Source organism: Nonomuraea mesophila (assembly GCF_004352805.1).
Classification (GTDB): domain Bacteria; phylum Actinomycetota; class Actinomycetes; order Streptosporangiales; family Streptosporangiaceae; genus Nonomuraea; species Nonomuraea longispora.
Genome location: NZ_SMLD01000099.1, coordinates 23,923 through 36,132, shown reverse-complemented (window position 1 = coordinate 36,132; position 12,210 = coordinate 23,923). Strand labels below are relative to the sequence as shown.

Here is a 12,210-nt window from a genome sequence, read left to right as displayed (position 1 = left end):
TCCACACCAGGTCAGAAGCCGAACGAGCCCTGTTCAGCTACATCGAGGGGTTCTACAACCCGCGCCGCCGTCACTCCGCCAACGGCCAGCTCAGCCCGGCCGAATACGAACGCCGACACGCGCTCAAGAACGCCCAAGATCTCGACTATGCTGCCGCGTAGTCGCAAGCCCTGATGTGTCTATCGAACCGGGGCAACTCCATCGCGTCCCTGACCTGCTACGCCCGTGTCTCCCCCGAGGCGCTGGCCCGCTGGCAAGACACCCGAGACCCAGCGACGCGACGCCGGTAACACCTACAACGCCGCAGCCTCCGGCTCCTGCCGACCTGCTCCACCAGGATTAGCGAAGCACCAGGTCAGGTCCATATCCGCCCGATTTTTCTCGAGTACTACGGCGACCCCTACCGGCAGATCCTGGACGTCTTCGCCGACCTCGGCCGCCCACTACGAGCTCGTGACCTCTGCCAGGCGCTGGACCTGCCCATCGCGAAGAAGAACACCGAGAACATCCGCGCCAAGCTCAAGCGCCTGGTCAACCAGGGCATTCTCGTCGAAACCGAGCCAGGAATGTTCGCTCAGCCGCGTTCCCAGCCCAACTGCTAACGCCCTGACCGGCCCGCCTTCACCAAGGCAAAGGACGAGAGGGACATCAACTTGCGTAACGCCCTCTGAGAACTTGCGCGCTGCTGCAGAATGCAAGAGGAGAAGGTGGCGCCGGGTGGAAGCGGTCAGCCCGCATTGGCCACGTACTGCTGGACCGGACGTCACAGGCGACGCGGTCACTCTCGCCGCCGATGCCGTCCAGAGATATCCCGGCGTGCCTTCCCCAGGAGGGGATGGAAGCGCGCGGCTGTCACTTCTCGATGGGGATGCCCTCCAGGAGGCCGAAGCCGCCGCCGTTGAAGGTCAGCTCCGTGGTCTCCTCGGGAGGGGCCGGGATGTAGAAGTAGCCGTACTGGGTTGACCCCGAGGCCAGCGCGGCTGGCCAGAGCCGTGAGCCCACGCGGTCCACGTGGGACTTGTCCTGGCCGTTGTACACCTGGGGGTAGATGGTTCCGGTCTTCGGCTCGAAGGCGCTGAACTCGAAGGAGCCTTCGGTGCCGAAGGGGTTGTTCCCCGGCAGGTCGTCGCCCTGGTGGGTGGTCCGGAACCGTGCCACCAGGTATGCGCCGTCCCGGTAGAACGGGTAGACCTGCAGCTTCCAGGAGTGTTCCTGGTTTCCGCTGAAGAAGTATTTCTGGTCGAAGGTGGCTTCGGCGGCGGGCTTGGCGTGGGTGAGGGGGTGGAAGCTCGCGGGCGGCGCGGCGTCGGCGGGGTTGACGGTGAGCGTTTTGGTCTCGGTCTCCGGTTCGTCCTCGGGCTCGGGTTCGGCTGCCACGTCCTTCTTGAAGGTGTAGGAGATCTCGACGCGGCGGTTCTGGGAACGGGCCCAGGCGTCGTCGTCGCCGCCTTCGGCCTCGGCAGGGTCGGTGGAGCCTTTGCCTCGCGTCTTGTACTCGTAGTCGGAGCCGAGTTCGGTTGCGAGCAGGTCGCGTACGGCGTCGGCGCGGTCCTCAGAGAGGGTCTGGTTGTAGCGGTCGGTGCCGACTCCGTCGGTGTGGCCGGTGATGGTGATGGGCGGCTTGTCAGGGTCGGCGCGCTCGCGGGTCTCCTTGATGACGTCGCCGAGGACGCCCTTGGCGTGCCTGCTCAGGTCGGCCTTGTCGAAGGCGAAGAGCACATCGGCGCGTAGCGCCACCGTTTCGCGGTCGGAGTCGGTCTCCCGGCGGCCGACCACGGTCTCCACCTGGGAGACGAGCTTGGTGATGACCGGCTCCTCGTCTGGTTCGCCGGTGGTGACCGGGACCATGACGTTCTCGCCCTTGCGCGGCCATCCCTCGGCGCGTTCCTCCGGCAGGGCCGACGGATAGTTCTGCGGTTTTCCCTGCACGACCGGGACACCGGCGAACTCGCCGATGCCGCCGGGGCCCTCGACGGTGACCCGCTGCGGGGATCCCTCCAGCGGCGGCAGGAAGGCCACCAGCGTGTAGGTGACGCCGGGCTGCCAGAGCTCCTCTTCGTAAAAGTCCCATATGTCGGAGCCGATTTTCTCGTACGGCGTGTAGCGCAGTTGCTGGACCGGGTCCAGGACGCGGAAGAAGTGCTGGACGCTCATCGCGTTGTCATTCTTGCCGACGTCCGCGATAGGCCGGTCCGCGAGGCTGGTGTACTCGACGGTGAGCCTGGTCATGCCGTCGACCGCGGCGAGTTCGGCGATCTTCACGCGTGCGTTCTGGTGAGCGCTCCAGCTTCCGACGAACCCCTCCTTGACGAATGCGGCCGCGGGGGCGCTGCTGCTGTCAGTGCTCTGCTTTGGTTTGGGCGTCCCGGACGCGGCGGGTTCGTCGTTTCCTCCGGCGAGGCCGCATCCTCCCAGCGTCAGTGCAGCTACGGCGGACATCACGGTCGTCGAGGTGGTGCGCCTCACAAAAACTCCACTTCATCCGGTATAGGGCTAACCGGCCACTAACGAAGACGGTGACCATACCGTTCACTGTCGGAAACTTTGACAGCCAAGCCTACGTCCAGCCCGCGCACTGTCGCGGGGCATGCAGGAGGTATCGCTGGGCGAGCGGCCCGCCGATCTGGACATGGCGGCGGGTCCTGCCCGTCGTGGGCGGGGACGGACAGCGCGTGGCGCGGCCGTCGCAGGTCGACCTCCTCCAGTTCAATGACGCGCCCCGAGGTGCTCTCGTCGCAGATGGGCGACCGGGGCCGGGGCAGGAGGGCACGGGCGAGCGCCGCGCACAAGTTGCGGCGACAACCGGCCGGTCGGCCCCGGCCACCATCCGAGTTGGGCGGAGAACACGACGATAAGCACCAGCCCCACCCAAAAGGGTGGGCTGCCGAGCCCGACCAGGGCGAACAACCGCACCAGGCCACGCCGCAGCCCGGGGCGGAAGCTCGCCACATTGGCGCACACCAGCGCGCCCACGATGGCGAGCAGGAAAGCGTAGAGGGCAAGCTCGAACGTGGCGGCCAGGCGTGAGGTGTGCGCGGTGCGCACCTGTTCGCCCACGAGAAGGAGTAGCCCCAGTCGGCCCTGACGAAGTCCCAGAGGAACAGGCCGTACTGTGCGAAGAACGGCTCGTCGAGCCCCAGGCCGCGCCGGGTCGCCTCGATCGTCTCCTGGCCGGCGAGCGGCCCGGCGATCAGGCGGGCGGGGTCGCCGGGCAGCGCGCGGAGCACGACGGACGAGACGAACGACGCGAGGACGATGGTGACCACGCTGGCGGCCAGTCGTTGGCGGATGTCACGGAACACGCGGCACTCTCCTCTGGGCGGTCACGCGTCGGCCGAGCGGCGAGCCCGGATCTGGTCGGTGAGGATGTTGACCGCGATGACCAATCCGAGCAGCGCGAGGCCCGGCGCCACGCCGACCCACCACTGGCCGCTGACCGCGTGCTGGAGCCCGTCATTGATCATCGCGTCCCACTCGGCCGTGGGCGGTCCGGCGCCGACGCCGATGTAACTGAGTGCGGCCAGCGTGATCACCGCGTGGCCGAAGTTCGCGGCTATCTGGATCGTCATCGTGGTACCGAGATAGGGCACCACGTGACGCAGCGCGATACGCCAGCGAGGCAGCCCGATCGTGATCGCCGCCTCGACGAACGCTTCTGATCTGCTGCGCAGTGCTTCGCTTCGCAGTGTCACCGCGAACACCGGAATGATCGTCACGGCGATCCCGATCACCGCGCTCTGGAGTCCGGTGCCGAGCGCGATGGCGATGGCCATGGTGAGCAGGAGTTGCGGGAAGGCCAGCACCGCGTTCATCGGTGCCATCAGTACGCGGTCGAGCCACCGCGCGCCCAGCCCGCAGGCCAGCGCGACGATCAGCCCGCCCACGGAGCCGAGGACGACGGAGAGCGCGGCCAGCATGATCGAGATGCCCACCCCCACGGCGACGCGGGTCAGGACGTCGCGCCCTTCGCCGTCGGTTCCCAGCAGATGCTCGGCGCTCGGTTGCTGGAGCGTCAAGCAACGGCGTGTTCGCCCGGACGCAGATGTAACCCGTGTTGAACGTCCCCACACTGCTGCACGCCTCGTCGTACTGGAGATAGTAGCCCGCGTTGGCCAGCGCGGGGCCGTCGAAGCGGAGCGTGGCCTGGCTCTTGCCGTTGTAGACGGCGTCGTTCCAGGCGCTGGAGGTCAGCGTGCGTACCGTGATGTTGATGCCGATCTGCTTGAGCGCGCTCTGGATGACCGTCGAGAGGGCCTTCTGGTTCTGGTCCCCCGCCAGGATGTCGAGCGTCACGTTGATCGGCGTCTTGACGCCCGACTTGTCCACCAGCTTCTTGGCCTCCTCGACGTTCGCGGCGACCGGCTGTCCGTGTTCTTCGCTGTAGCCGGGCATCGAGGGCGGGATCGGCCCGTAGTACTGCTTGCCGAAGCCGTACAGGACGTTCTTGATGATGTCCTGGGCCGGTATGGCCTTGACCACGGCCTCGCGGAGATCGCGGTTGGTCCACGGTTCCCGGTTGTTCGGCATGGTCATGACCATGGACTGGGTGTCGTCGTAGGCGACGACCTTCACGTTCTGCTTCGATTTCAGCGAGTTCAGCGCTGAGCCGCTCAGGCCGAAGGCGATGTCCCTCGTTCCGTTCTCGACGTTCAGCAACTGCGTGGAGGGCGAGGTCACCCATGTGATCACGTCCATCGGGGCACCGCTGGGGAACTCCAGCCGGTTTGCAGCTTGAAGATGTAGGTCTTGCCGTCTTCTGAGGTGTCCCAGCTCTTGGCCAGGTACGGCATGATCGTGGTGTAGTCGATCTGCGTGGTGCCTTCTGGGCCGCGCTTCGCGCCGAAGTCGACGAGGCGGGCGTAGAGCGAGTCGAGCAGTTGGCGGTCTTCACCCGTACAGCTCTTGGCCGGGTCGAGCGAGGCGGGTGCGGAAGCGAAGCTGACCTGCAGCGGTGTGGTGTCGCCCACTCTCGCGGTGGGGCCGACAACACCCAGCTTGTCGGTGATGCAGCCGGTCAGCGCCAGAGCGCAGGACCCGGCGGCGTCGCGCTGGGATCGGTTCTGGGCCTGGTGCTGGCAATGGCTGTGACAGGTGGGATGGCCGTTGCCGACGCCGGTGCCGCCGTCACGGCGATCCTGTTGCTCGGCGTACGGCTGCGTAGCGCCGCTGCAGGGACCGACCAGCTCTTCGAGGCGGCTCCGTTCCTGCAGGATCTGCAGGGATTCGTCGCGTTTGCCCCCGGATCATCACTGCCCCCGCAGTCGCCGAACCTTCCGCAACTCGGGAAGGCTCCTCAGGCCCCGCAGGCAGTACCGGAGCCGGTCGGCTTTAGGCGGCTCCGGGTCGAGAACTTGACTTTCCGCTACCCGTCGGGCCGACACCCCGTGCTGCGAAATGTCAGCATGGAGATCGGCGTCGGCCAGGTCGTCGCCCTGGTCGGTGAGAATGGCTCGGGGAAGACCACTTTGGCAAAACTGCTGTCGCACCTCTATCGGCCGCAGTCCGGGCGAATCCTGTACGACGACGTCGATGTGACCGCAGCCGACCCAGATCGGCTGCGCCATTCGATCGCGGTACTGTTTCAGGACTTCCAGCGTTACCTGCTCTCGGCCACCGACAACGTCGGGATGGGCCGTTGGGAGAAGGCTGACGATCGTGCCGCCGTGACGCAGGCGACCAGGGCGGCCGGTGCCCACGATTTCCTCGCCGCGCTGCCCCAGGGATATGAGTCGCTGCTGGGACCCGAGTTCGTCGGCGGGATCGACCTTTCCGGTGGGCAGTGACAGCGTGTCGCCCTGGCGCGTGCTTCTTCCGGGAGGCCCCGTTCATCATTTTGGACGAGCCTACCGCCACCCTCGACGCTCGGGCCGAACACCTGCTCTTCGAGCAGCTGCGCACCCTGCTGGCCGGGCGCACGGTGCTGCTCATCTCGCACCGCTTCGCCACCGTACGGATGGCCGACCACATTTACGTACTCGATGGCGGCCAGGTGGCCGAGCACGGCACGCACGACCAGCTGATGTCCGCGAGAGTGCGCTACGCCGAGCTCTTCACCCTCCAGGCCGCGGGCTACCTTGATTCTCAGCCTCGGGACTCGGGGTGATGTCGGGTGTGCCGCTCGGACTCGGCGTAATGGGCGAGTAATTGACGTGCCCTTCGACAGGGCCCGAGCTGTGAGGCAGTGTCAGGCCGTTGCGGACAGTGTCGAGATCCCGGCGGAGGTTGCGGGTGAAGGAAGCCAGCGCGGTGAGTGAATCCGCGCCCACCCGGACCGCCTGATTCCCGTGTGTCACGGCCCGAGGCGGGGCCTTCGGCAACGTTCGGAATGCTGGGCTCACCCGGGAGAGTCACTTCCCGAGACACGGAGGATATGGCGGGGGTGTGTCCACGCTCCCGTGGAATTCTTGGTCCATGCGGGTGGACGATCGGCACCGGGCGTCCGGGCTGGGCGACATCAATGGCGGCTGAGCCCTGCCACTTCCCCCACACCGATCGCAAGCGGGCCGGTGCGGGATCGCCACCCACACCTCGATTCGGCTCGGCCGAAGGGCCCAAAGAAGGAGTACGTCATGACGGCGACCATGCGGGCGATCCTCCAGCACGCCTACGGCGGGCCGGAGGTGCTGCAGCTCACTGAGGTTTCCCGGCCCGAGCCGGGGGTCACCGAGGTGCTGGTACGGGTGTATGCCGCCGGGGTCAACCCGATCGACGGCAAGACCCGCGCCGGCGGCGGCTTCGCCCCCCAAGTGGGCCGGCCGCCGTTCATCCCCGGCTGGGACCTGTCGGGTGTGGTGGCGGAGATCGGCTACGGCGTGACCCGCTTCCAGCCGGGCGATGAGGTGTACGGCATGCCGAACTTCCCGCACCGTGCTGGCACGTACGCCGAGTTCGTCGCGGTGCGCTCGCGGCAGGTCGCCCGCAAGCCCGCGCGCCTGTCGCACGCGGAGGCGGCGGCGCTGCCGCTGGCGGGACTGACCGCCTGGCAGTCCCTGGTCGACACCGCTCAGGTGGGACCCGGCATGTGCGTGCTGATTCACGCGGCGGCGGGCGGTGTCGGCCATCTGGCGGTGCAGATCGCCAAGGCGCGGGGCGCTTACGTGATCGGCACCGCCCGCGCCGCCAAACACGACTTCGTGCGTTCACTGGGAGCCGATGAGGTTATCGACTACACGGCCGTCGCGTTCGAGGAGGCCGTCGAGGCCGTGGACGTGGTGCTCGACCTCGTCGGTGGCGAGACCCGCCGCCGTTCGCTGGAGGTGCTGGCCGAAGGGGGACTGCTCATCCCGCTGCCGCGCGGGCTGGACGTCTCGCAGGAGGCGGCCGAGCGCGGCCTGCGGGTGGCGCCCCTCATCGTCGAGCCCGACTACCGCGGCCTGGAACACCTGGCCGAGCTGGCCGACTCCGGAAAACTGAAAATCAGCGTGTCCCGGGAACTGCCGCTGGCACAGGCCACCGAGGCGCACCGGTACATCGACAGCGGAAGCGCCACCGGCAAGACCGTCCTCACCGCGATCGTCCAGAGCTGACCGCGGCGCCCGGGAACATTGGCCCCTACCGCAATCTCATCCGTGCACGATCGCACGCCTGGCCGCCGCAGACTTGCTGGTGTCCAACCGCGAGATCGATCAACGCTCCACCTGGCCCAGCCCACCTTCGGCACCCACCTCTACCGTCTCTTCTCCAAGCTGGGCGGCACTTCGGCGCAACTCGGTGACCTAACGGCACTTCGTGTTCACCCCCGACCAGTGCGCCACAGTGATGGACCGCTGATCGGCCGCCGCGGCCCGCGCAACTGCGTGACCTGGGGCTGACGCCTTGACAGGCCCTGCGCAGCTATAGGGAGAAGACGTGGGCGGGCCATGCGCGCCGAGTTCGAGGCCGCCCTGCACAACGCTCCCAACGAGACCAACTGGCGCCAGACCGGCCAGCAACTGATGGCCAGCCTCGACCGGCTCCAGAACATCTTCACCGACCTGCAGACGCTGACCAAGCTCGACGCGAGCGAACCCGGGCAGCGCGAGCCCGTCGACCTGGCCGAACGGGTCACCTCCGAAACCACCGGACCGCGCTCAAAGAAGATCGTCTCCAGCCCGCAACCCGGAGTGGTCGTCACGGGCGACCGGCACAGGCTCGCCCGCATGCTCACCAAGCTGCTGGACAACGCCAAGCGGCATGCCGACAGCACCGTCATCGTCACCGAGCGACGCAACAGCGAGGCCGTGCTCGAGGTACTCGACGACGGAGCGGGCATCGCACCGCTTGTGGGCCCGATATGCCCACCGCAAAGTGGGGCCACGAATCCGTATCAAGCTGGATAAATGACGGGCTAATGGCTCGGCGCTGAGGAGCTGCTCGTGTCAGCGTGTCGGTAGTCCATCGGGGCCGGTCCGGCTACCGTGCACTAGATGACTCTCTGTTACGATTCGTCGGGGGATGGTCCTGCTCTGGTGCTGCTGCATTCGGCGGTGTGCGATCGGCACATGTGGGCCCCGCAATGGCCGGCCCTGCGTGACGCGGGCTATTACGTGGTGTGGTGCGACTTCCGGGGGTTTGGCGACTCCCCGGTGGCGGACCGGCCGTACCGCGATGCCGCAGACGTCGCCGACCTCCTGGACCATCTGGGCCTCAAACGAGTTGCCCTGGTCGGGTCCTCCCACGGCGGCGAGATCGCGCTGGAGGTGGCGGCGACACGGCCGGACGCAGTCACTGCCGTGGCATTGCTCTGTTCCGCGATGCCTGGACACGTGCCGGGCCCTGAACTGCAGTCGTTCACCGAGCGGAAGAACGCGCTGTTGGCGGCGGGCAACATCGCTGAGGCCGTCGAGTTGAACGTCATGACGTGGCTGGGCCCTGAAGCCAGCGGAGAAGTTCGGGAACAGGTCCGGCAGATGTACCGGCATGCGGTCGAGACCCATGCGGCAGCAAAGTTCGCCTCGACCGCCGCGCCGGTCGACCTGGCGCGGATAACAGCCCCTTGCCTGGCTGTGTCGGGAGCGCACGATCTCGCTGACTTCCGAGAGATCGCCGTCGGCCTGCCGGAACGAATCGCCGGCGCCCGCCACCTCGAACTGCCCTGGGCTGGCCACCTGCCCAGCCTGGAGCGACCTGCGGTGGTAACTGACTTGCTGATCCGATTCCTCGGCGAGACGGTCCCCGCTGGCTGAGGGAGAGCCAGTTTTGAGTGGGCATCTAATGATTGATTGTCGGGGTTCGTCCCAATTTCGATCTGGCCTGAGATATGGGGATTGACGGACCTTCACCACTTTCAGCCTCCCCGAGCAGGGACCATCGAGCTGGCATTTTGTCCGATGAGTCACCTCCTGCCCATCCGGTCTCGGGATGCCCTCGAATCGCCCAACCGACAGGTGCGAGCCTTCTGTGGCGACAGCTGCTAGCAGGCTTCGATTCCGGATCGGCCCCCTCGCACCAGTCCGGCCGGAAGGCGTAGTGCGTGGCGAAAGGCACGTAGTCGCCGGTGGGGATGACCTTATAGGCCACCACACCGGCCTTCAGGCAACCCATCCGGTCAGCCAGCACTGCCTTGGGCACTCCGCCGAGCGTCTCGAAGAGCCAGCATCGCAGCGTGGTCGCGCCGCACTGGTTGCTGGCGAACCGCACTAACCGGCCATCTGTGGGGACTTTTACGGCTCTGGCGCAAAGTGTGTGCTGTCTGCCCTACCCGCACTACGACAAGCTCAAGAAGCTCGAGACCACGCTGCGTCGCGATACGCCTCACATCGGATGGCGGATGGCGGATGGTGTGGCCGATGGCCAACCATTGCGCGGGCCTGCCCCCGACCAGGACATACGCGCCCCGTCCCATCAAGGCGCCGGGCCTGCCGCCTGTGCTCATCGCCAACGGCGAACACGACGACAACAGCCCGGCCGCCGACTGGCCGACCAGCTTCCCCGCGCCCGCTACCTGAAGGCTGTGGGAGGACAACCCGGGCTGCCCCTCCTGGCGGGCGCCAGCCCGCCGCAGCCCTGCCTTTGACGCTGCGCGCACGCTTCCCTCTGCCGGGGGGCTGCTGTCGGCAGCGATAGCTCTGCTCGGCCTGGTGATACCGGGCCGGCCTGGCCGGCTGGTGACCATGGTCATGTTCGGGGCGGCGGCCTTCCACGTGCCGCGCCGCCCATGGCTGGTCATGAGCCTGTCCATTGTCTGGACCATCGGCTACGGCCTGTTCATACCGCAGGCTTACAAGGGCCTGTCCGTGGTCACCGACCTGGTCATCATGGGCGTGGCTCCGGTCTCCGTCGGCCACGCCCTGCGGCTGCGCGGTGAGCGGGTCGCGCAGGCGGCGCGGCTCGACCACGCCGAGGCCAGGCGCGCCATGGCCGAGGACCGCGCCGTACTCGCCCGCGACGTACACGACAGCGTCGGCCACCACCTCACCGCGATCCACATGCAGGCCACCGCCATCCGCCGTGCCCTGCGCGGCCAGGCGCCGACCGCCGACAGAGCACTGGGCACCATCGCCGAGTTGTCCTCCGCCGCGCTGAAAGAGGTACGCGCCTTGCTCGACACCCTGCGCGAGGCGCCCGCCACACCGGGCTTGGAAGAGATCGAGGACCTGGCCGCGCGGCGTGGGTCATACGGTCTACCGCGTTGTGCAGGAGGCGCTCACCAACGCCGCCCGCCATTCGGGTGCCACCAAGGCGGAGGTGCGAGTGCGGCGCAGCCGGACCGCGGTGACGATGTCGATCACGGACAACGGCCGCGGCCTTGCCGGAGCGGAGGGGCGCGGCATCAGGGGCATGCGCGAACGCGTACACCAGCATGGGGGAACGTTCACGGCCGGCCCGGTCCCCAGCACGGCTGGCTGGTGGAGGCCGTCGTGCCGATCACGAAGGGTCTGGCGTCACCGAAGGGTCAGGCACAGCCCTCCAGCGCTGCGGGGAACCCGACGTGAGCGACCGGATGACGGATGGTTCGACATCGACAGTCCGGCATCATGGGGTGCATCGCATGCTGGCCCGGCCGACCTGGATGAGGAGTGCGCTGTGATCATTCGGGTGGTGATCGCCGATGACCAGCCGGCCGTACGCGACGCACTACGCGTGACGCTGGACGGCGAGTCCGACATCGAGGTGGTCAGTGAGGCGGCCGATGGAGCCGAGGCCGTGCACCAGGCGCTGTGGAGGCGTCCCGACGTGGTGGTGATGGACCTGCGCATGCCGTATGTCGACGGGATCTCCGCGATCCGGCAACTCGCCGACGTGGAGGCACCACCGAGGGTGCTCGCGCTCACCACTTTCGACACCGACGAGTACCTGTTCGGAGCGCTCCAGTCGGGTGTCTGTCAGGCCCGGAACTCCGGATCAAAGCGCCGCCGCGTGACTGCTGCCGCGACCAGACCTCTCCCTGTTCGGTCTCCACGCTCCGAGGGAAGGACAGCCGAGCCCCTGCTTGAAGCCGAGGCGCACCTAGGTTGACAGCCCGCAGAACATCCCCGAGCATCGGAACATGCCTTCCGGGAACAGTGGTTCACATAGCGAACCAGGGACCGACCCGCGTGCCCTGCGTGCCCTCGCCCATCCGGTGAGGCTGGAGCTGCTGCGCCTTCTCGAACTGAACGGGGAGGTGACCGCGAGCCGCGCGGCCGAACTCCTGGGACTGGCCCCGAAGGTGTGCTCCTATCATCTGCATTTGCTCGCAAAATATGGGGTGGTCGAGGAGACCGGCGGAGGAAAGGGGCGTGCGCGGCCGTGGCGGCTGGCGATGCGGCGAGCCACGTACGTCCACCGCCCCGATGAGGACTCGTCGGCGACGCGCTCTGCCGACGCGTTCGCCAAGACGATGCTCGCCAGGGACGCCCGGACAATCGAGACATTCATCGATCGGCGGCACGGACTCCCGGACGAGTGGCGCAACGTCTCCACGCTGTCCAGCAACCTTCTGTGGCTGACGCCGGACCAGCTCCGTGAGTTCGGCCGCGACATGTTCGCTGTGCTTGAGCGCTATCGGAGGAGCGGTACGTCGCCGGCAGGGGGCGCGCGCCCGGTTCAGGCCATCCTGTACGCCGTCCCCGTGGGGCTGCCGGAGGGGTGACGATTGACCCCGGAGACGACAACATCGATGTACTCGCTCGACCGCAGGGCGCTGGAACAGGCGCTCGACACCGCAGGGGAGCCTGCGCACGCGGTGGAATGCTGCCGTCCGGACAACGAGGTGGGAGTTCGCGTCGCCCTCGGCCAGACGCATGGTTC

General features: G+C 67.5%; 13 protein-coding genes and 5 pseudogenes. 11 read left to right on the top strand and 7 right to left on the bottom strand.

Annotation, left to right across the window (positions count from 1 at the left end; genetic code table 11):
* Nucleotides 1-161 (top strand): IS3 family transposase (locus E1295_RS30475; RefSeq protein WP_166427482.1); only part of this gene is annotated, 161 nt, incomplete at its 5' end.
* 691 nt (nucleotides 162-852) lie between these two features.
* Here E1295_RS30475 and E1295_RS30460 read toward each other — a convergent pair.
* From E1295_RS30460 to E1295_RS30440, 6 genes and pseudogenes are all read right to left on the bottom strand, one after another.
* A complete protein-coding gene (locus E1295_RS30460) occupies nucleotides 853-2,262 on the bottom strand; it encodes an OmpA family protein (protein ID WP_246080528.1) in 1,410 nt (469 codons plus the stop codon).
* Between the two features lie 444 nt (nucleotides 2,263-2,706).
* Nucleotides 2,707-3,057 carry an ABC transporter permease family protein gene (locus E1295_RS51225; protein WP_132635355.1) on the bottom strand — a complete coding sequence of 117 codons (351 nt, stop codon included), beginning with the start codon at nucleotides 3,055-3,057 and terminating at the stop codon, nucleotides 2,707-2,709.
* A 38-nt stretch (nucleotides 3,058-3,095) separates the two neighbouring features.
* Nucleotides 3,096-3,302: pseudogene (locus E1295_RS52610) on the bottom strand (ABC transporter permease); the annotation flags it as partial.
* Between the two features lie 21 nt (nucleotides 3,303-3,323).
* Complete coding sequence (locus tag E1295_RS30450; RefSeq protein WP_132635352.1) at nucleotides 3,324-4,016, bottom strand: ABC transporter permease; 693 nt, start codon at nucleotides 4,014-4,016, stop codon at nucleotides 3,324-3,326.
* 85 nt (nucleotides 4,017-4,101) lie between these two features.
* Nucleotides 4,102-4,695, bottom strand: a pseudogene (locus tag E1295_RS52605) (ABC transporter substrate-binding protein); the annotation flags it as partial.
* Nucleotides 4,686-4,967 carry a hypothetical protein gene (locus E1295_RS30440; protein WP_132635350.1) on the bottom strand — a complete coding sequence of 94 codons (282 nt, stop codon included), beginning with the start codon at nucleotides 4,965-4,967 and terminating at the stop codon, nucleotides 4,686-4,688. The pseudogene E1295_RS52605 and the gene E1295_RS30440, both read right to left, overlap by 10 nt.
* Before the next feature lie 129 nt (nucleotides 4,968-5,096).
* On the opposite strand from E1295_RS30440, the gene E1295_RS30435 reads away from it, so the two are divergent.
* The 5 genes from E1295_RS30435 (at nucleotide 5,097) to E1295_RS30410 (ending at nucleotide 9,164) form a co-directional block, all read left to right on the top strand.
* Entirely contained in the window at nucleotides 5,097-5,783 is a 687-nt protein-coding gene (locus E1295_RS30435; RefSeq protein WP_166427481.1) for an ATP-binding cassette domain-containing protein, read from the top strand.
* Nucleotides 5,784-5,833: 50 nt separating this feature from the next.
* Nucleotides 5,834-6,103: a hypothetical protein gene (locus E1295_RS30430; protein WP_132635346.1), complete on the top strand. Its 270-nt coding sequence runs from the start codon at nucleotides 5,834-5,836 to the stop codon at nucleotides 6,101-6,103.
* 466 nt (nucleotides 6,104-6,569) lie between these two features.
* On the top strand, nucleotides 6,570-7,526 hold the full coding sequence (locus tag E1295_RS30420; protein WP_220448972.1) for an NADP-dependent oxidoreductase: 957 nt from the start codon (nucleotides 6,570-6,572) through the stop codon (nucleotides 7,524-7,526).
* A gap of 333 nt (nucleotides 7,527-7,859) precedes the next feature.
* Nucleotides 7,860-8,318, top strand: coding sequence for a sensor histidine kinase family protein (locus tag E1295_RS30415; protein ID WP_132635340.1), 459 nt, complete (start codon nucleotides 7,860-7,862; stop codon nucleotides 8,316-8,318).
* A gap of 87 nt (nucleotides 8,319-8,405) precedes the next feature.
* Complete coding sequence (locus E1295_RS30410; protein WP_132635337.1) at nucleotides 8,406-9,164, top strand: alpha/beta fold hydrolase; 759 nt, start codon at nucleotides 8,406-8,408, stop codon at nucleotides 9,162-9,164.
* Nucleotides 9,165-9,399: 235 nt separating this feature from the next.
* Here the strand turns inward: E1295_RS30410 and E1295_RS51220 are convergent.
* Nucleotides 9,400-9,624, bottom strand: a pseudogene (locus tag E1295_RS51220) (IS21 family transposase); the annotation flags it as partial.
* 143 nt (nucleotides 9,625-9,767) lie between these two features.
* On the opposite strand from E1295_RS51220, the gene E1295_RS49080 reads away from it, so the two are divergent.
* The 5 genes and pseudogenes from E1295_RS49080 to E1295_RS30390 all read left to right on the top strand — a co-directional run bounded on the left by E1295_RS49080 (nucleotide 9,768) and on the right by E1295_RS30390 (nucleotide 12,052).
* Complete coding sequence (locus E1295_RS49080; RefSeq protein WP_166427480.1) at nucleotides 9,768-9,926, top strand: hypothetical protein; 159 nt, start codon at nucleotides 9,768-9,770, stop codon at nucleotides 9,924-9,926.
* A gap of 165 nt (nucleotides 9,927-10,091) precedes the next feature.
* A pseudogene (locus E1295_RS52600) lies at nucleotides 10,092-10,529 on the top strand (sensor histidine kinase); the annotation flags it as partial.
* A gap of 58 nt (nucleotides 10,530-10,587) precedes the next feature.
* Nucleotides 10,588-10,740 (top strand): annotated as a pseudogene (locus E1295_RS52595) (ATP-binding protein); the annotation flags it as partial.
* A 264-nt stretch (nucleotides 10,741-11,004) separates the two neighbouring features.
* Nucleotides 11,005-11,436, top strand: a complete 432-nt coding sequence (locus E1295_RS50300; protein ID WP_220448971.1) for a response regulator — start codon at nucleotides 11,005-11,007, stop codon at nucleotides 11,434-11,436.
* Nucleotides 11,437-11,542: 106 nt separating this feature from the next.
* Nucleotides 11,543-12,052: a helix-turn-helix domain-containing protein gene (locus E1295_RS30390; protein ID WP_220448970.1), complete on the top strand. Its 510-nt coding sequence runs from the start codon at nucleotides 11,543-11,545 to the stop codon at nucleotides 12,050-12,052.
* Nucleotides 12,053-12,210 lie beyond the last annotated feature (158 nt).